This is a genomic window from Bradyrhizobium sp. URHD0069 (assembly GCF_000701345.1).
Classification (GTDB): Bacteria; Pseudomonadota; Alphaproteobacteria; order Rhizobiales; family Xanthobacteraceae; genus Bradyrhizobium.
The window spans coordinates 1-18285 of the sequence record NZ_JNIJ01000036.1 but is presented as its reverse complement, the minus strand read 5'-3'; the positions used below and the strand labels follow the sequence as shown (position 1 = coordinate 18285).

Sequence of the window (18285 nt, the reverse complement as noted above, 5' to 3'; positions counted from 1 at the left end):
CCGTTCTCAAACCGAAAGCTTTGAATGACTCCCGCTGCCCGGCTCTCCGCGTCCATCGAACTGATCGACACTATCGACACCCAACGCGTCCCCGCGTCGAAGGCGCTGAAAGAGTGGGGCACCGCGCATCGCTATGCCGGCTCCGGCGATCGCGCCGCGATCTCCGGCCTGGTCTGGGATGTGCTGCGCCGGCGCGCTTCGAGCGCGTGGATCATGGATGACGATACGCCGCGTGCGCGCGTGCTGGGCATGATGAAGCTCGAGCGCGGGATGAATGTCGATGCCATCGACGCTTTATGTAATGGCGGCCGTTTTGCGCCCGCGCCGCTGACCGACCGCGAGCGTGCCGCGCTCACCTCGCGAATCCTTGACGAGGCTCCTTCCCACATCGCCGGCGATTACCCGGAATGGCTGGACGGATATCTGGCGCAGGTGTTCGGCGACGACCGGGTCGCGGAGGCGACCGCCATGGCAAGCCGGGCGCCGCTCGATCTGCGCGTCAACACCTTGAAAGCCAAACGCGAGAAGATGCTGGCCTCGCTCGCCCATCTCGGCGCGCAGCCGACGCCGTGGTCGCCGATTGGCCTGCGCATCGAGCTCGGCGCCGACGCCCGCAATCCCGGCATTCATGCCGAGGAGGATTTCATCAAGGGCGCCATCGAGGTGCAGGACGAAGGCTCGCAGCTTGCGGCGCTGCTATCGGCGGCGAAACCCGGCGAGCAGGTGATCGATCTCTGCGCCGGCGCCGGCGGCAAGACGCTGGCGCTGGCGGCGATGATGCAGGGCAAGGGCCGGCTGATCGCCACCGACCACGACAAGCGGCAGCTCGCGCCGATCTACGAGCGGCTGTCCCGCGCCGGCGTGCACAATTGTGACGTGCGCACGCCCAAGGGGCCGGACGATACGCTGGCTGATATCCATGCCACGGCCGATCTGGTGTTGATCGATGCGCCCTGCACGGGAACCGGTACATGGCGGCGCAATCCGGACGCCAAATGGCGGATGCGCCCCGGCGCGCTCGAGGTGCGGCTGAAGGATCAGGTGGCGGTACTGGATCGTGCCGCAGCCCTGGTCAAGCCGGGCGGGCGGATCGTCTATATCACCTGCTCGGTGCTGCCACCGGAGAACGGCGAGCAAGTCCGCGCGTTCGTCGCGCGCCATCCCGAATTTGCCGTGGTGCCGCCATCGCAGACCGCGGCAGTGCTGTGGGACAAGGCCGAGAATTTTGCCGCAGCCGCGCTGCAATCCCCGGAGGGCTGGCTGATGACGCCGCGCCGTACCGGAACCGATGGGTTTTTCGTGTCCATCCTGCGCCGCTGAATTGGCGGCTCATCTGACAGGCTCCGTCAATCGACGATGAAGATCTTCGCACCGGTCTTCGTCGATGACCGATGTGGCGCGTCGCCGAAGTCCGACACTTGGTAGCTCATGCCCGGCAGCAATGTGAATGAGCGGCCGTCGCGCAATTCGGTCTCGAGTTCGCCCTGCAGCACGTAGAGCACATGACCTCGGTCGCACCAGTGATCGGCGAGGTAGCCGGACGTGTACTCGACCATCCGGACACGCAGATCGCCGATATTCAGGGTGCGCCAGAGCGCCTGACCCGTTTCGCCCGGATGCGCCGTGGCAGGAACTTTGCTCCAGTCTGTGACGGTAAAGGGCAAGGCTGGAATCTTCATGGGGAAGCCCTACGTTGTGCAATGATGGGTTTAAGCACCATGATCTTGCCTTGCGCATCGAGCCTCAGATATTCGCAAACCTTGGCGCCGCGGTCGTTCTTGTAGAACACAACGATGCTGCCGGGGCTGACGAAAAGATCGATCAGCTCGAAGTGCAGATCGGGCAGCAACTGGAGCGCCTTGCCCCAATAGGTTTGAAGCCGGTTTTGCCGCGCAAATTGGGTCAATAATACTGACCTACAGGAGCTTGTCGATCCCAATCAGAAGAATGTGGGCCAGTCGTTTGTGCGGTTGCGAGCCCGCGCCCCGTCGCGTAATTGCTTCCCATGACAGCAGCCCAGCCAGCCCGCGAGTCGACGCCTTCGGTGGCCTCGGCGCATGACAAGATTCTGATCGTCGATTTCGGCAGCCAGGTGACGCAACTGATTGCGCGCCGGGTGCGGGAGGAGGGCGTCTACTCCGAAATCGTGCCGTTCCAGAAGGCGGAAGCGGCCTTTGCCGAGATGAAGCCGAAGGCGGTGATCCTCTCCGGCGGGCCGGAATCGGTGCACGAAGAGGGCTCGCCGCGCGCGCCGCAGGCGATCTTCGATTCCGGCGTTCCCGTGCTCGGCATCTGCTATGGCCAGATGACCATGGCCGCCCAGCTCGGCGGCAGCGTCGAGGGCGGGCATCACCGCGAGTTCGGCCGCGCCGACGTCGAGGTCAAGGCCGCAAGCGCGCTGTTCGATTCCACCTGGGGCATGGGCGAGCGGCATCCGGTCTGGATGAGCCACGGCGACCGCATCACAAAAATGCCGCCGGGCTTTGCCGTCGCGGGCGTGTCAGCCAATGCGCCGTTCGCCGTGATTCAGGACGAGAAGCGAAAATATTACGGGCTGATGTTCCACCCTGAGGTGGTGCATACGCCCGACGGCGCGAAACTGCTCCGCAATTTCGTGCGCAAGGTCGCTGGATTAACCGGCGACTGGACCATGCGCGCGTTCCGCGAGGAAGCGATCGAGAAAATCCGCAAGCAGGTCGGCAAGGGCAAGGTGATCTGCGGCTTGTCCGGCGGCGTCGATTCCGCCGTCGCCGCGGTGCTGATCCACGAGGCGATCGGCGATCAGCTCACCTGCGTGTTCGTCGATCACGGGTTGCTGCGGCTTAATGAAGCCGAGACGGTGGTCGACCTGTTTCGTCACCACTACAACATCCCGCTGGTACATGTTGATGCTTCGAAACAATTCCTCGGCGAGCTGGCCGGCGTCAGCGACCCCGAACAGAAGCGCAAGGCCATCGGCCGCCTGTTCATCGATGTGTTCGACGCGGAAGCGAAGAAAATTGGCGGCGCCGAATTCCTGGCGCAGGGCACCCTTTATCCCGACGTGATCGAAAGCGTCTCTTTCACCGGCGGCCCGTCGGTGACGATAAAATCGCACCACAATGTCGGCGGTCTGCCCGCGCGCATGAACATGAAGCTGGTCGAACCCTTGCGCGAATTGTTCAAGGACGAAGTGCGCGTATTGGGCCGCGAACTCGGCCTGCCCGAAATCTTTGTCGGCCGGCATCCATTCCCCGGGCCCGGCCTTGCGATCCGCTGCCCCGGCGAGATCACGCCGGAAAAACTCGAGATCCTTCGCAACGCCGACGCCGTCTATATCGATCAGATCCGCAAGGCCGGCCTGTACGACAAGATCTGGCAGGCCTTCGCCGTGCTGCTGCCGGTGAAGACCGTCGGCGTGATGGGCGACGGGCGCACCTACGAATATGTCGTCGGCCTGCGCGCCGTGACTTCGACCGACGGCATGACCGCGGATTTTTATGCGTTCGACATGAAGTTTTTGGGCGAGACCGCGACGCGGATCATCAACGAGGTGAAGGGCGTTAACCGGGTGGTGTATGACGTGACGAGCAAGCCGCCGGGGACGATTGAGTGGGAGTAGGGGAGCGCAGTCTTTGCCGGTGCTTGTGGCTTTCTGATTAAGTTTCTACCTCGCATGGTATCGTGTATTCGCTCTCGCGCCATCTCCGGCATACAGCTGACAAGGCGCGGTTCGCGCTCGCCAGACCTCGTTCCGGCTACAATGAAGGGGTAGAGCTGAATGCTCTTGAGAACCTCAGAGCAGCTCTTGAAAGAAATCCGGGGCCTAGTTGCGGAGCGCGAGCCCGTGATCCGTGGTAGGGTGAAAGGCAAACTATTTTTTCTCACCGCTACCTTCGCCAGCAAACTTGACCATCAGCACTCGCCTCTTATCTGGATCTTACGAGCGCAAATCGGTACCCTCGACAAGCTCAAAGGGCTGCTCACACGAGATGGCGAGTACGAGACGTTCGAGCTGCTTGCGATTGCACGCAACCTCTTCGAGAATCTTGTCTGGCTCCGGCTGTTCAATCGCGACCCGCAGTACGGGCTCGTGTTCTATGAGCAGCTCTTAATTCAGCAAAAGCAGAACACGGGGAACATGATCGCCAAGGTAGAGGGCGAGATCGCGCTATTCGAGGAATACGACAAGCTGGACGGCGATAATCTCGATACTGCTTTCGCCTCCGTAATGGAGGCAGAAGATCCGAGCGAAGCGGAGGTTCAAAGAGCAGGGGAGACTCACCGGGCGCTCACGAGTGAGTTGGACATGCGCGTTCGCCGAAACTTCGCGCTCTATGCCGCCGCTGCACAGTTCAACAGTTACGCCTATCAATGCCACCTGTTGCGCGAAGAGGTGATACCGCGGCATCGCGCGACGCTTACCGAGATCGAGACGCATCTTGCTCGCTATGAGGGAGTAAAGAACACCCTTCTGACCCCCGCAATGTTGACACGCGCAAAATCTCGCTGGAACTGGAGTGACCGTGCCCGTGAGGTCGGCATGAAAGCCCAGTACGACTTCCTCTACAGCTACACCAGCAAGCTGCTTCACGCCACCCCAATGAACTTGATCACCGAAAAAGCATTATCGCCTTCAGAGGCGTTGATGCTTCTGGACTACGCGTTCGTGACGATCAACGACCTGTTGGACGAAACCGAGCGCTTTAGCTTTCCCGGGCAGGCGGATGTCTTGATGATCGAGGTATAGTCGACTTATCTTGGAAAATCAGACTATCCGGAGACCGGTGGATCTACATATTCCCAAATCGTACCAACGATAAATCCGCCGACAATTCCAAATCGGATAAAACCATACCTCCCGTACTCCGGTACTCGGACTGAGGAACTGCAAAAGAACTAGGGCGCTACTGCCGGCCACGACCCAAATCGAAGCCGCCAAGGCGCGCGGTCCCCATTCTTCAGCCTCGTGAATGTAGAAGCCCAGCAAAGTTCCCAGGAAAGCACCGAGCCAGAACGCACCGAGGACGATCAACCAATCTATGTTAGCTCGATAAGCCGCAAGAAAAGCTGCCAGCACTGCCGAAATAAGCCACGGCAACGATGTACAAGAATCCTAGTCCGAGCTTTCGTATCGTGAGCACCTAATGTTCCTCGCCGGTTAATGTCAGAGCCATTGGCCAGGCTGCTTCGTAACTTCCCACTCTCTTTTTAGTATTCTTCTCGTCAACTCGATCGCCTCTTCTGCCGCTTTACGCCAACTCACCTCAATTGTTGCAGGATCAATTGGCGGGAGCTTATTCGGATCAATCAGCTTCTCGAGCGCCAGCAGAAACGCGTCGTCTTCATTTTTGTAGCGGTTTTTATTCGGGTTAATTCGTAGCTTGATTCTCGACAAGGTTACTAAGGCGTCATTTTGAACCGGCAACAGTTCGTCGCGATCCTTCTGATCTCTTTCCTCCATCGAGATGATGTTGTTGATTTCTTCGTATTTTCGGACCCATTTATGCGCGGCGCCAATATAGGCGGCGACATCTTCACGCAGAGCGTCGATCCACTTCTGGCGAAACTCGGAGACCTTAACTGAACGAGAAATTCGCCCGCTAATGACTTGTGCAATTATACCGGCGACAACCCCGCCGAACACGATCTGAGGCCAAACATCCACGACGCATCTCCTGCACTGCTTGCACGTCTACTAAGGCGATGGGATGCATGGTCTCACCGTTTGCATAAAAGCTCTCGTGCTAGTCGCGCTGTCAAGATCTAACTCGCAAGGTGGATTAGCCGGAGGCGTCTACCACGTCACCGATTTGTGCTTGCAATGGCGGCTTACGCATTCTCTAACTCGTCCTACGGACTAGCCGGTTGGAGCGACGGGGTCGGCCCGACGACGTAGAGCGTACCCTGCATCCGGTCGAGATCCATCGCCACAATCTCTATTTTATCGGATAACGCCTTTCTAAGCAGGGAAGACTGCTCCTGCCGGACCATCGGACCTAGCAGGAGGCGGCAGGGCTTTGACGGCAAATCGAAGTACTGACGGTCAGTGATGATCCGGTACTCCTCCTCATAAGCCCACTCCTCGCCCTTTCCATTGAACAGGTGTCTCATGTCTTCCCGAGTTTGCTCCTTTTCCGAGAAAACAGACGAGAACGGCGAGTAGACTACTTCTGTAAGATCAGGGTGGCCGTCCGGAATGTCGACCTCGATCGCAACACCCTTGTGGCCATCGGCATAATGCGACCACAACAGGAAGTTTGTAGGGGTCGCCGAGAGGGATGCAATTCGGAATCCGTCCCGCGCCTGCTCGATGCGGTTGACCATGCTGGACTCGAGCCCGTGGCTCTTGCTTCCCAGATAGACCTCGAATCTGCCCTCAAGAGGATCGTTTAGAGTCGACCAGTGCGCGCAGTGCAGGCGCTGGTTTAGGACAGGGTCGAGGACATGCCAGAGGTTAGCGAGCGATTTGTATTTGTAGAGTTTCATGCCCTGGTTCCGGGTTCCGGTTGACGGGGCCTACGGTCGCACTCAGGCGAACTGTTACCGTGATGGCGCGGATGGTAAATCAATGCTCGGACGCGGTGCTATTGCCTTCACTCTCGACCCACTGCCGGGCATAAGATTGCAGTGAGTTTCCAGCTAGCATAACTTGGGTGAGAACCCCTACGAATTGCTCGACTGCGGCAAAAAACTCTACCGCGATTGCCATGACCTCATCGGTATTTAGATCTCTGATGGCGCGATATTGTGCCAATGCATTCGGATCCCTATGAGCAATAGTGGCATTTCGAATAAAGCTGAAATTCTTTGTCACCTTGCGCTGAACAAGCCTTAGATTTCGCAGTACTGCGATCGCTTGGGATTTCAGCTCATCTGGAATCATCATCAAGTCCAGGGCGTCCCTAAGAGTTCGCCCGGTTACCTTATCGGCGTCCCACTCGTATACCGTGAGAAGGACAATGCGAGCGCTGAGCTTGCGATTCCATTCGTTAGGATGCGTTAATGCGTCAATCTTGACTGCTTGAATGTCCCTATCCGCAATGAGCAAAGTGCCACGAAACCTTCCATTCTCATTTTTGATTGCGTAGTACTTGATCGTTTCGAACGTTTGCTCAAGAGCCTTCCGACGCGCACGTTCTGATATTCGCAATTTTAGACGCATGTACGCGCGGGAAATAGTGTGTGCCCACCTTATTCCCCTGATGCGCATCCATCTTTCGATCACCGGCTTGGGCGCGTCCCGGAGCCGTCTCTTTGTCCTTGGTGCGCTCCCTGTCTCGGTTCCCATGTGGTTCTGGGCCTATTGAGATCGAAGTTTTACCGATATTGACACTTATGGTTGATTAAGCGAAGCCGAGAGCATGAGATATCCCCTGTTTGACGTCTGCGCGCATGTTGTGTTCGCACCTTTGATGCAGGCCGTGGAGCGGAACAACCCGTAGGGTGGATCAGCCGGAGGCGTAATCCGCCACATATCTTCTCGCGTTGAATTCCTGATGGCGGGCTGCGCTTCCGCTGCTACCCCAGCCCTATGCGTTGTCGCCTACACCTATGCCTACGACACCTTCCGCACTTCCGTATTCGCGTGTTGCAACCCCCTGCCGTCGCTGGCCTTGGGCGCCATCAACGGGATGGGTTTGCCCGTTCGCTTGTCGATCAGCTGGGAATGGCGTTCCCCACGCGCGAACAAATGGGCTTCGCCCCATTGCCGCAGGGCCAGCACGACGGTGAAAAGGCTCTCTCCCTTGGCCGTCAGCACGTATTCCTGATAGGCGCTGCCATCCGAGGCGGCCCGGGTTTCCAGGATGCCTGCCTCCACCAGCCTGTGCAGGCGGTCCGACAGGATGTTGCGGGCCATGCCGAGGCTGCGCTGGAAGTCGCCGAAGCGGCTCATGCCATCGAAGGCATCCCGTACAATCAGCAGCGACCACCGATCGCCGACGATATCGACGGAGCGCGCGACGGGACAGGATTCGTCGTTCATCGATTTGTGACCGGCCATCGCATCTCCTCAGACCTGAAGGTCCATTTAGTGGTTGCAATTTAAAACTACATGCCCAACTGTTCAAGTGGTTTATTTTGCAACTACATAGGACGGGCCCCGGCGATGACGACCTCTCCCAGCTTGAAGGCGGTGCTGCGCCGATACGAAGCCCAGGACGATGCTCAAGATGATGTCCCGGTACGTCGAGGCGATATGCCTCGCAGTCTCGTCTTATTGTTCGCGGCCGCCTGTACCCTGAGCGTCGCAAATGTCTATTACGCACAGCCACTGCTGGATGCGTTGGCGCTGGATTTCAATATCAGCCATGCGGTAGTCGGAGGTGTCATCACAGCCACGCAAGTCGGTTGCGCATTTGCCTTGCTGCTTTTGGTGCCGCTGGGCGATCTTGTGGATCGTCGCCGGCTGATGGCCGTGCAATTGCTGGCGCTAGTAGCCGCGCTCGCTGTGGTCGGCTGCGCGCAATCCGCATCGATGCTGCTGGCAGGCATGCTCGGCGTTGGTATGCTGGGCACCGCGATGACGCAGGGGCTGATCGCCTACGCGGCCAGTGCCGCCGCACCCCACGAGCAGGGCCGCGTCGTGGGCGCGGCCCAGAGTGGCGTGTTCATCGGCCTGCTGATGGCCCGTGTCTTCGCGGGCGGCATCAGCGACCTCGCCGGATGGCGCGGGGTATATTTCTGCGCTGCCGTGCTGATGCTGACGCTCGCATGGCCGCTGTGGCGCCGCCTGCCGGCGCTGGTACCCGCCCCCGGCGCGACGAGCTATCCACGTCTGATCGCTTCCATGTTTACCTTGCTGCGGGAAGAACGGGTGCTGCAAATCCGCGGCATGCTCGCACTCCTGATGTTCGCGACCTTCAGCATCTTCTGGAGCGCCCTGGTATTGCCGTTGCGGGCGCCGCCTTATGAATTCTCCCACACCGTCATCGGCGCCTTCGGGCTGGTGGGTGTCGCGGGCGCGCTCGCCGCCGCGCGCGCGGGGCAATGGGCCGACCGGGGATTTGGCCAGCGAACCAGTGCGGCCGCACTCATGCTGCTGTTGCTGGCCTGGTGGCCGCTATCGCTGATGGCGTGGTCGCTCTGGGCGCTGGTGATCGGGATTGTCCTGCTCGACCTCGGCGGCCAGGCCCTTCATGTCACCAATCAGAGCATGATCTTCCGCACCCGGCCGGAGGCGCATAGCCGACTGGTTGGCCTGTACATGCTGTTCTACGCGGTAGGCAGCGGACTGGGTGCGATCAGCACGACGGCTGCCTACGCCCATGCAGGCTGGCAAGGTGTCTGCTTGCTTGGGGCCGCGGTCAGCCTGTCGGCGATGGTATTCTGGGCGGCGACCCGGCGAGACATGCTCGTCGCGACGTAGACAGCAGCGCATGATGATCCCCCAGCCGCTTCGGGAAACGACGGTCGAAGGGAATGGGTCCCCGCTGATATCGGGTCCGCGGGCTCTGATCTTGCTTGTCGTTCGGAGTCCCGCCATTCTCAATGCTAGTCTGTTCGATGTGCCGCTTGTCAAGGGTGGGACCAACACGTTGTCCCAATCCACCCGGCGGGAAAATCACATTCGTTTCCGGTGCTCAGCGACCGACTCCTGCTCACTTTCACGTGCGCGCCCAAAAATCGATTGATTATACGGATGATGAATATGATCTCATGATGAGTATCATTCATAGGAGCGTTGCCATGGATAGTCAGCCCTCGACTTTGCGTCAGGCAGAACGATCTGCGCGAAGTCCGGTCGTGACTGCGGTTCTCGCCATCATCGTGACGGTCGTGCTGGGCGGTCATGGATCCGCCGCCGCGGACGAAACCGAGGCGCGCGCGTTCTTCACCAAATTCGTTGCCGCGCAAAATGCGCATGACGTGGGCAGCGTGAAGGCCATGCTCTGGGATTCACCCGGCATGCTTTGGTACGGGCGAGGCGTCGAGACCAGGGGGCGCGAAGCTGTTGCCGATCGCTTCAGGGAATACTACGAAGGCACGTGGCATCTCGAACCCGACATGTCGCAATTTCATGCCACCGCGATCGCGAACGATGTGATGCAGATTCTCGTTCCCATCGTTTTCACGCGAGGCCTGCCGGGCCAGCCGTCGCAGGGCAACAAGTTTCTGATCAGCCAGACATTCGTTCACGACGCGAACGGCTGGCACGTTGCGTCGATCATGCCGATCGCCAACACGCAATTGAAATAGCCCGTAGGGCGGATTAGCGTAGCGTAATCCGCCGTCTTGCCGGTGAGAGGCGGCGGATTACGCCTTTGGCTAATCCGCCCTACGAGTTCTGCTTCGCTTCGCGCTCAAGCACAATTACGGCACCGCGCCGCGACATAACAACCCGTCGGGCAAATCACCCAATTCTTGTCCATCCCCTCCCACAAAAATATTCCGCTTAACACGTCGGGCAAATCACTGCTTTAACTCCGCGCGTCTCACCCGAGAGAGGGGCGGCTCGCGATCGTCAGGAACGTTGCGGTGGGATGCGGTGGACGCGAAAGTCACGAAGACGAACGTGGCTGACGCGGACGGCGAAGTCGTGTGGTCCTGGCGCCCGACGCTGGCGCTAAGCTTTGCGGAGATGATCTGCGAAGTGACGGTGGCAAAAGAGCTCGGCTCACCGGGGAGAGCGCGAAGTAAGCCGTAAAACCATTGCGCAGGGAAGGCCGGATTGCTTCCGCTGAACCTGTATGCTCGTGTGCGCATTTCTTAAGTCCATTTGCACGCGAGACCGCGGGTGCAGCGCGCACCCGGCTTTCCCTGCGCCCTCGATCTACCGAGAGGGTGAAAAGTTACAGCAAACCTCGGGCTCTCATGCCGCGAGAATGCGGACCCATACCCTCATGCGCGAAAAGAAAGTATATGAGCGAGCGCTTCCCCCGACTACCACTGTGCTCAGGAGATCTCGTAGACCGACACCTTGTCCGCGATGCCGCTCAACGCCACGCGTCTGAGCGTTGGCTTTAGCCCGTTGGTCTCAAGCAGGGCCCGGGCATGCGCATTCTCCACCACCGATTCCGTCACCACGATCGAGCGTGAGGCAGCGAGGCCCTGGACGCGCGAGGCGACGTTCACAGTCTGGCCAAAATAGTCCTGCTGGGCATTGAGTGTGACCGCGAGGCATGATCCTTCATGGATGCCCATCTTCAGGCGCAGGCTCTGATGCTGACGCTCGGCGCCAAGATCGCTCATCGCCTCGCGCATGCGGATCGCAGCGGCAATGGCGCGGTCAGGCGTCTCGAAGGTCGCCATCACGGCATCGCCAATAGTCTTCACGACGGCCCCCCTTTCGGACGCGATAATCTCCTGCAGCAGCCTGAAATGCTCGTTGACGAGATCGAAGGCGACGAGGTCACCGACGCGCTCATAGAGCCCCGTGGAGTCCTTGAGATCACTGAACAGGAAAGTCAGGCTCAGGATCTTGAGGCGCTGGCCGATGGCAAGCGTTTCGGTCCGGTAGATGTCGCGGAAGGTCTGATTGGTGAGGAGGCGCTTTGCAGTGAGAATGGGCTTGCGTCGCTTCAGGAGGTCGTCCAGCGCCTGGTTCGCCACCCATACAGCCGGCAACACGCGACTCTCGATGCGGTTTTCCAAAGCCAGGCGCAGCGGCCCGGGGCGCAAGGCAACGGTGTCGACCGGAACCTGGACCTTGTTGAAGATCACGGTCAGGTTCTGGCGCTCGCTCGCTACCTCGCCGCTGACATCAAGAAACTGGGCCGCATGCGTCACGGGATCGAACACGATCAACGTGCCCTTCGGCAATTGCAAGGAGAGGATGGCTCTTTCCCCTTGCGGCAAGTCGACGCTGTCGAGCGTGACCTCCTGTAGCAGCTTCTCCAGATCGGCTGGAAGATCGATGGCCGAACTCCAGAAGATCTGGCGATAGTATTCGGCCGCGGACAATTCGTCGGGACTGTGGGCGGCAATCTTCCGCACGCGCGGGGTCACCGTGAAGGTCACCTCGACCAGGTTGTCGAGCGTCGTCTCATAGCCCGCGGCGCAAAAAGCGCAACGATACTGCGCCCGATCCAGGGTCTTCAGGCTTTTATTGGCGGAAAGAATACCGGCGCAACTTGGGCACATGACGTTCCATGTCATCTCGAAAATGCCGAGGCCCACCGCATTCAGGAGCGCCGCGATGACTCGCTCCTCGTCGATGCCTTCCCTGGCCGCGAGATCAAGCGCGTTCATCTTGTTCAAGGCATGATCCGGGGCATCCCGCACCATGCGTTCGAACATGTCCACCACGTCGTCGTCGGCCGACTGACGCAGGGCCACAAACAAAGGCTGCGCGTCGTTCATGCGACAATGCTACACCAAAGAAGGCAAAGCGGAAACCCGGCTCATGGATTCCATCCGCCGCTGCCGTACGGGCGGGTGATGATTTCAAGCAGGTGGCCGTTCGGATCTTCGAAGTAGACACCGCGTCCGCCGTCGTGGTGATTGATCTCACCTGGCTGCCTCCGCCCGGGATCGGCCCAGTAGGAAAGCTTTCGATCCCGAATCCGGCCGAAAATCTCGTCGAATTCGGCTTCGCTAATCAGGAACGCGTAATGCTGCGGCGTGATTTCGCCATCGGTGTCCATGTAATCGAGATTGGCCCCGTTTTCGGTGACGACCACCTGAAATGGTCCCCAGCGCCTCGGGGCCGGAAGATTCAAGATCTCGGCCAGGAATATCGCCGAGGCCTTGCTGTCGTGAGCCGACAAGATCGTGTGGTTGAAATGGATGGCCATGTCGCTTCTCCCGAAAGCAATCGGAGCTTTTCCCGCTCCGTCGCTCATCTTTCCGGTTATTCGGTCGTTGCCTCCAAAGAACGTCTCGATAGTTCGGACAACATTTTAGTCGTCGTCTATCCCCCCGATCAAACGCCATTTGTCGAAGGTTGTGAACGGATGTGATGGGCTCAGCGCCACGATGTCGCCACATGAGCGATCGTGCCGCGCTCGAACGGCGCTCGAGCGCCGGTATGTGGGGCTCGTAGAAGAGTGAAGAGTCCCGCGATGTCAGAATTGTTCCGCACGACAGATTGATCAATGTCGGTGATCTGTTCACCCGAATTATGTTAAACACATTTCTCTGGTCATGGTGAGGGCGCGCGAGATGCACCTTCCAAGAGTGCCCATCAACCTGCTGACTGCGGGTGCCGTCGTGCTCGGAGCGACCGCGGCAACCAGGGCGCAGCCAGCCGCAAGTGGGCCCCCAGCGGTGGGAGTCGTCGAAGCGATCAAGCGACCGATTATCGAAACCAGCGAGTTTCTCGGAAGGATAGAGGCGGTCAACCGGGTCAACGTGGTCGCGCGCGTCACCGCGTTCCTGGAGAAGCGGCTGTTCGAAGAAGGCGCCGAGATCAAGACGGGAGATGAACTCTATCGTCTTGAGCGCGCCCCGTTCGAGGCCGATCTTGCGTCGAAGCAGGCGGTTGTGGCGCAGTTGCAGGCGACGCTCGAAAACGCCAAATTGACGACCGATCGGGCGCGGACGCTGCTCGGTGGGCCAGCCGGTCAACAATCGACCTATGACGCCGCGTTCGCCAACCAGCGCAGCCTGGAAGCCCAGGTTCAGGCCGCCCAGGCGCAGGTGAAATTCTCGCAGATCAATCTCGACTATACCGATATCCGTTCGCCGATCGACGGCAAGATCGGCCGCACCGCGGTGACCGAGGGCAACGTCGTCAGTCCCAGTTCGGGGGTACTTACCACGATCGTCAGCCAGGACCCGATGTACGTCCTCTTCCCGGTCTCGGTGCGCGCGGCGCTGGAGTTGCGCGATCGTTATGCGACGCGGGGCGGCTTCAACGCGGTGGTGATCAAGGTCCGCCTGCCCAATGGTCGCCTTTATGGCCAGACCGGCCACATGAACTTCGTCGACAACACCGTCCAGCAAAGCACCGACACCATCTCCGTACGCGGCGCAATCCCTAATCCAACGCTGCATGATCCTTCCACTACAGGCGGTGCGGTGCGCGAACTCACCGACGGCGAATTCGTCACGGTAATGCTGGAGGGTGTGCAGCCGGTCGAGGTGCTGGCGGTCCCGCGGTCCGCCGTGCTGTCCGACCAGCAGGGCGATTATGTCTTCACGGTCGGCGCGGACAACAACGCCGAGCAGCGCCGGATCCAGCTCGGACAGTCGACCCCCACAATCGCCGCAGTCCTCAGCGGGCTCACGCTCGGCGACAAGGTGATCGTCGAGGGCCTGCAGCGGGTGCGTCCTGGCCAGCCGGTCGCGCCGGGGCCGGCGAGCCAGTTGATCCAGTCCAGCATGAAGGCCGTGGCAACCGACGGCGGCACGCCCACCGATAGCGGCGCCGGGAGCGGAATCAAGCCTGCGGGCAAGAGCCAATGATTTCCGCGGTTTTCGTCGACCGTCCCCGTCTCGCGATCGTGATTGCGTTCGTCATCACCATCGCGGGCGCGCTCGCGCTGCTGCAGATTCCCGTGGCGCAATTTCCCGACATCGTGCCGCCGCAGGTCACGGTCACCGGTGTGTTCCCCGGCGCCTCCGCAGAAGTGGTCGAGTCCAGCGTTGCCCAGCCGCTTGAGGCGCAGGTGGTCGGGGTCGATCGCGCGCTGTACATGAAGTCGACCAGCGGCAACGACGGCAGCTACACGCTCACCGTTTCGTTCGCGCTCGGTACCAATCCCGACATCAATACCGTCAACGTCAACAACCGCGTTCAGAGCGCGCTGTCGCAGCTACCCCCCGAGGTGCAGCGGCAGGGTCTGGTGGTGCAGAAGAAATCTTCGGCGATCCTGCAGTTCATCGTGCTCTACAGCGCGAACGGCCAGCAGGACCCGTTGTTCATCACCAACTACGCCATTATCAACGTGCTCGACGCGATTTCCCGAACCCCGGGGGTTGGCCAGGCCAGCCTGTTCGCGAAATTGAATTACTCGATGCGGATCTGGTTCGATACGCAGCGGCTCACCAGCCTCAATCTCGCGCCCTCCGATGTGATCGCCGCAGTCAGCGCCCAGAGCGTGCAGGCGCCGGTCGGTCGCATCGGTGCGCGACCGATCAGTGACCAGCAACAGTTCCAGTTCAACGTGCAGACACAGGGCAGGCTGACGACCCCGGAGCAGTTCGGGAACATCGTGCTGCGGGCGAACCCGGATGGCTCGGTGCTGCGGATCAGCGACGTCGCCCGCGTCGAGATCGGCGCGCAGAATCTCGACAGCGAATCGCGGATCGACGGCCGCGCCGGGGTGCCGATCGGCATTTATCTTTCGCCCGGCGCCAATGCCGTGACGACGGCGAAGGCGGTGCAGGCAACGTTGCAGAGGCTGTCGGGGAGGTTTCCGGAGGGCCTCACCTATCTGGTGCAGTACGATTCCACCACCTTTGTGAGCGACACCATCGCGGAGGTGCTGAAGACGATCGGGGAAGCCTTCGTCCTCGTGGTGATCGTGGTGTTTCTGTTCCTCGGCAATTTGCGCGCCACCATCATCCCCGCGGTTGCGGTGCCGGTGAGCTTGATCGGCGCCTTCGCCGTGCTGCTGGTGCTGGGCTATTCGGCCAACACGGTATCGCTGCTGGCGATGGTGCTCGCGATCGGCATCGTGGTCGATGACGCCATCGTCGTGGTCGAAAACGTCGAGCGCGTGATGGAGGAGGAACCGGAACTTTCGCCGGCCGAAGCCACCAAGAAGGCCATGACCCAGATTACCGCGCCGGTCATCGCGATCACGCTGGTGCTGCTGTCGGTGTTCGTGCCGATTGCCTTCATTCCCGGAATTTCCGGCACGCTGTTCCGGCAATTCGCGGTAACGATCAGCGCGGCGATGATCATCTCGGCCTTGAATGCGCTGACTTTGTCGCCGGCGCTGTGCGCGGTGTTCCTGCGTCACACCGGGCCGCGGCGCGGCATCATGGGGCGCGTGCTCGGCGGCATCGACTGGGTGCGCGACCGCTACGCCGGCGGCGTGCGGCGGCTGGTACGAATGGCAGCGCTGTCGCTCGTGCTCGTGCTGGTGTTCGCGGGCGGCGTATTCGGTGTGTCACTTGTAACACCGACGGGGTTCCTTCCGGAAGAAGATCAGGGCGCCTTCTTCATCTCGGTGCAGTTGCCGGACGGCGCGTCGGTGGCGCGCACCAGTGAAGTGACCAAGCAAGTTGAAGACCTGCTGAAACAAATGCCGGCGGTCGAGCACACGCTCTCGATCATCGGCTTTTCCCTGCTCGACGGAGCATCCGAACCGAACAACGCATTCATGGTGGCGCGGCTGAAGCCGTTCGCGGATCGCAAGGCGGCGGCGGATTCGGTGCAGGCACTGATCCGACAAACGTTCAGCGGTGGCGCGCAGATCCGGCAAGCCAATGTGCTGCCGTTCAACCTGCCGCCGATCATCGGGCTCTCGACCAGCGGCGGGTTCGAGTACCAGCTCGAGGCACTGGAGGGACAGGACCCGGCCGCGATCGGCAGCGTCACCAGCGGGCTGATCGCCGCCGCCAACCGCGACCCGCGGCTCACGCGCGTTTTCTCGACTTTCACGGCCACCAATCCGTCGCTCTATCTCGACATCGACCGCGCCAAGGCGCAGGTGCTCGGCCTCAACATCAGCGACGTTTTCACCGCGCTGCAGGCAACGCTTGGCGGCATCTACGTCAACAACTTCAATCTCTACGGCCGCACCTGGCAAGTCAACGTTCAGGGCGAGGCCGCCAATCGCGACGAGATTTCGGACATCTGGCAGATCTATGTGCGCAACAGCACCGGCCAGATGGTACCGATGCGATCCATCGCCAGCCTCAAAATCGTGACCGGACCCCAGGTCATCACCCGCTACAACAATTACCGCTCGGTCACGGTGAACGGCAGCCCCGCGGCGGGCGTCTCTTCGGGCACGGCGCTCGCCGCCATGACGGAGATCTCCAACGCAACGCTACCGGCGGGCTACAGTTTTGAATGGACCGGCACCGCTTATCAGGAGCACGAGGCGTCCGGCCAGACCGGGATCATTCTGGCGCTTGCGACCCTGTTCGCCTACCTGTTCCTGGTCGGGCTTTATGAAAGCTGGGCGATTCCGATTCCCGTGCTGTTGTCGGTCGTGGTCGGCGTGCTCGGATCTTACCTCGGTATCAAGATTGCCCGGCTGAATCTCGATCTCTATGGTCAGATCGGGCTCGTGGTGCTGATCGCACTGGCTGCCAAGAACGGCATTCTGATCGTCGAATTCGCCAAAGAGCGGCGCGAGGCCGGCATGACGATCGACGAGGCGGCGATCCTCGGCGCGCAGACCCGATTCCGTGCGGTGATGATGACCTCGATCGCCTTCATTCTCGGTCTGCTGCCGCTGGTCATTGCCACCGGTGCAGCGGAACTCAGCCGGCGCGGCGTTGGCACCGCGGTGTTCGGCGGGATGCTGGCCGCGAGTTCGATCGGCATCTTTCTTGTGCCGATGCTTTACGTGACGTTCCAGAAGTTGCGCGAGCGCGTGAAAGCGCGCTTCGGCGGCTCTGGTAAAGACCCGCATCCGCCGGACAGGGCGCCGACGACCACAACCGGTCATTGATGGCTAGCGAGAAAATGGAGTGGCCAAACATCGCGACGCGAGCCTCTGAAGGAATACTATGAATCCTGTCTCGCCATTGCGCGGAGCAATGGTGCCGGTTGTCGTCTCCTCGACGGGCTGTAGTCCTGCATCTTTGACTGGGAACACCATTCGACTTGCGATCAAGTCGAGGCAAACTCCGCACAACGAGAGCACCTGATCGGAATCTCCGTTGATCGCGGAATCGCACGGCGATATCTGCCAAGACATCGGAGTATAACACTCAATTTAATTGCGCTTGGAGCATTCGCGCTCAGTTTGATGATTGCACAAGTCGTAACTTGGAGATCTTGATGCGAAAAGCACTGTTCATAACCGTCACCGCTATCCTTCTGACTAGCCAAATGCATCAGCGGTGCCTCGCGCGCCCAGCGTCGGCGCGCTCCGTGAACGACTGGTTGTGGACTCGCTGCAGCTGAAATTCCGATGTCCGCTTTTCACGGCGGGCTCAATTGGTCAGCGCAACACTCTAATCTTTTAGCAAAGATGGAGTGTGGGCATGAAACAGCGACGTCGCATTTATTACTCGACCGCTCAGCGGTCTGAGATCTGGGATCGCTGGCAGGCCGGCGAGCCGATGAGTTCGATCGGACGCCGATTTGACCGGGAGTCCTCGTCGGTCTTCTCTGTGATCTCGCCAACCGGTGGCATACGTCCTCCGGATCGGCACCGTGCCAAACAGGCGCTCGGCCTTTCTGAACGAGAGGAAATCTCTCGATGGCTCAGCATGCGCTGCTCGTTGCGGTCGATC

At 60.3% G+C, this 18285-nt stretch carries 16 protein-coding genes and 1 pseudogene; 9 read left to right on the top strand and 8 right to left on the bottom strand.

The annotated features are described in order from the left end of the window. Window positions 1–24: 24 nt before the first annotated feature. On the top strand, window positions 25–1320 hold the full coding sequence (locus tag N554_RS0121400; protein WP_029585341.1) for an RsmB/NOP family class I SAM-dependent RNA methyltransferase: 1296 nt from the start codon (window positions 25–27) through the stop codon (window positions 1318–1320). Between the two features lie 26 nt (window positions 1321–1346). Here the strand turns inward: N554_RS0121400 and N554_RS0121395 are convergent, their stop codons facing one another. Both N554_RS0121395 and N554_RS0121390 read right to left on the bottom strand, forming a co-directional pair. Further along, on the bottom strand, window positions 1347–1679 hold the full coding sequence (locus N554_RS0121395) for a DHCW motif cupin fold protein (RefSeq protein WP_029585340.1): 333 nt from the start codon (window positions 1677–1679) through the stop codon (window positions 1347–1349). Next, on the bottom strand, window positions 1676–1906 hold the full coding sequence (locus tag N554_RS0121390; RefSeq protein ID WP_051677622.1) for a hypothetical protein: 231 nt from the start codon (window positions 1904–1906) through the stop codon (window positions 1676–1678). The genes N554_RS0121395 and N554_RS0121390 overlap by 4 nt, the downstream gene beginning before the upstream one ends. Before the next feature lie 99 nt (window positions 1907–2005). On the opposite strand from N554_RS0121390, the gene guaA reads away from it, so the two are divergent. After that, entirely contained in the window at window positions 2006–3601 is a 1596-nt protein-coding gene (guaA, locus tag N554_RS0121385; RefSeq protein ID WP_029585338.1) for a glutamine-hydrolyzing GMP synthase, read from the top strand. Window positions 3602–3760: 159 nt separating this feature from the next. Further along, a complete protein-coding gene (locus N554_RS0121380; RefSeq protein ID WP_029585337.1) occupies window positions 3761–4729 on the top strand; it encodes a hypothetical protein in 969 nt (322 codons plus the stop codon). A 417-nt stretch (window positions 4730–5146) separates the two neighbouring features. Here N554_RS0121380 and N554_RS0121375 read toward each other — a convergent pair whose 3' ends face one another. The 4 genes from N554_RS0121375 to N554_RS0121355 form a co-directional block, all read right to left on the bottom strand. After that, on the bottom strand, window positions 5147–5647 hold the full coding sequence (locus N554_RS0121375; RefSeq protein ID WP_029585336.1) for a hypothetical protein: 501 nt from the start codon (window positions 5645–5647) through the stop codon (window positions 5147–5149). A 185-nt stretch (window positions 5648–5832) separates the two neighbouring features. Next, window positions 5833–6468, bottom strand: a complete 636-nt coding sequence (locus tag N554_RS0121370; protein WP_051677621.1) for a DUF2971 domain-containing protein — start codon at window positions 6466–6468, stop codon at window positions 5833–5835. A gap of 79 nt (window positions 6469–6547) precedes the next feature. Beyond that, window positions 6548–7192 (bottom strand): hypothetical protein, encoded by a 645-nt coding sequence (locus tag N554_RS0121365; protein ID WP_156042029.1) that lies wholly within the window; start codon window positions 7190–7192, stop codon window positions 6548–6550. Between the two features lie 345 nt (window positions 7193–7537). Beyond that, a complete protein-coding gene (locus N554_RS0121355; RefSeq protein WP_029585333.1) occupies window positions 7538–7984 on the bottom strand; it encodes a winged helix-turn-helix transcriptional regulator in 447 nt (148 codons plus the stop codon). A 105-nt stretch (window positions 7985–8089) separates the two neighbouring features. Here N554_RS0121355 and N554_RS0121350 point away from each other — a divergent pair, with 105 nt between their 5' ends. From N554_RS0121350 to N554_RS42740, 3 genes are all read left to right on the top strand, one after another. After that, window positions 8090–9349 (top strand): MFS transporter, encoded by a 1260-nt coding sequence (locus N554_RS0121350; RefSeq protein ID WP_197033666.1) that lies wholly within the window; start codon window positions 8090–8092, stop codon window positions 9347–9349. A 320-nt stretch (window positions 9350–9669) separates the two neighbouring features. Further along, window positions 9670–10179, top strand: coding sequence for a Cif family virulence factor (locus N554_RS0121345; protein ID WP_081851355.1), 510 nt, complete (start codon window positions 9670–9672; stop codon window positions 10177–10179). Between the two features lie 316 nt (window positions 10180–10495). Continuing rightward, a complete protein-coding gene (locus N554_RS42740) occupies window positions 10496–10627 on the top strand; it encodes a hypothetical protein (RefSeq protein ID WP_256378751.1) in 132 nt (43 codons plus the stop codon). Window positions 10628–10875: 248 nt separating this feature from the next. On the opposite strand, the gene N554_RS0121335 is transcribed toward N554_RS42740, so the two are convergent. Beyond that, window positions 10876–12282, bottom strand: a complete 1407-nt coding sequence (locus tag N554_RS0121335; RefSeq protein WP_029585330.1) for an adenylate/guanylate cyclase domain-containing protein — start codon at window positions 12280–12282, stop codon at window positions 10876–10878. 41 nt (window positions 12283–12323) lie between these two features. Continuing rightward, entirely contained in the window at window positions 12324–12716 is a 393-nt protein-coding gene (locus tag N554_RS0121330; protein ID WP_029585329.1) for a VOC family protein, read from the bottom strand. A gap of 367 nt (window positions 12717–13083) precedes the next feature. On the opposite strand from N554_RS0121330, the gene N554_RS0121325 reads away from it, so the two are divergent. The 3 genes and pseudogenes from N554_RS0121325 to N554_RS41505 all read left to right on the top strand — a co-directional run. Next, the gene (locus N554_RS0121325; protein ID WP_156042028.1) at window positions 13084–14328 is read left to right on the top strand and encodes an efflux RND transporter periplasmic adaptor subunit; all 1245 of its coding nucleotides are present in this window, start codon (window positions 13084–13086) and stop codon (window positions 14326–14328) included. Further along, on the top strand, window positions 14325–17495 hold the full coding sequence (locus tag N554_RS0121320; RefSeq protein ID WP_029585327.1) for an efflux RND transporter permease subunit: 3171 nt from the start codon (window positions 14325–14327) through the stop codon (window positions 17493–17495). Before N554_RS0121325 ends, N554_RS0121320 begins: the two co-directional genes overlap by 4 nt. Before the next feature lie 538 nt (window positions 17496–18033). After that, window positions 18034–18285: pseudogene (locus N554_RS41505) on the top strand (IS30 family transposase); the annotation flags it as partial.

Bases quoted from the DNA above. Each gene is read 5' to 3' on its own strand.
- N554_RS0121400 (WP_029585341.1), top strand. From the start codon at position 25: ATGACTCCCGCTGCCCGGCTCTCCGCGTCCATCGAACTGATCGACACT.
- N554_RS0121395 (WP_029585340.1), bottom strand. From the start codon at position 1,679: ATGAAGATTCCAGCCTTGCCCTTTACCGTCACAGACTGGAGCAAAGTT.
- guaA (WP_029585338.1), top strand. From the start codon at position 2,006: ATGACAGCAGCCCAGCCAGCCCGCGAGTCGACGCCTTCGGTGGCCTCG.
- N554_RS0121380 (WP_029585337.1), top strand. From the start codon at position 3,761: ATGCTCTTGAGAACCTCAGAGCAGCTCTTGAAAGAAATCCGGGGCCTA.
- N554_RS0121370 (WP_051677621.1), bottom strand. From the start codon at position 6,468: ATGAAACTCTACAAATACAAATCGCTCGCTAACCTCTGGCATGTCCTC.
- N554_RS0121365 (WP_156042029.1), bottom strand. From the start codon at position 7,192: ATGCGCATCAGGGGAATAAGGTGGGCACACACTATTTCCCGCGCGTAC.
- N554_RS0121355 (WP_029585333.1), bottom strand. From the start codon at position 7,984: ATGGCCGGTCACAAATCGATGAACGACGAATCCTGTCCCGTCGCGCGC.
- N554_RS0121350 (WP_197033666.1), top strand. From the start codon at position 8,090: ATGACGACCTCTCCCAGCTTGAAGGCGGTGCTGCGCCGATACGAAGCC.
- N554_RS0121345 (WP_081851355.1), top strand. From the start codon at position 9,670: ATGGATAGTCAGCCCTCGACTTTGCGTCAGGCAGAACGATCTGCGCGA.
- N554_RS0121335 (WP_029585330.1), bottom strand. From the start codon at position 12,282: ATGAACGACGCGCAGCCTTTGTTTGTGGCCCTGCGTCAGTCGGCCGAC.
- N554_RS0121330 (WP_029585329.1), bottom strand. From the start codon at position 12,716: ATGGCCATCCATTTCAACCACACGATCTTGTCGGCTCACGACAGCAAG.
- N554_RS0121325 (WP_156042028.1), top strand. From the start codon at position 13,084: ATGCACCTTCCAAGAGTGCCCATCAACCTGCTGACTGCGGGTGCCGTC.
- N554_RS0121320 (WP_029585327.1), top strand. From the start codon at position 14,325: ATGATTTCCGCGGTTTTCGTCGACCGTCCCCGTCTCGCGATCGTGATT.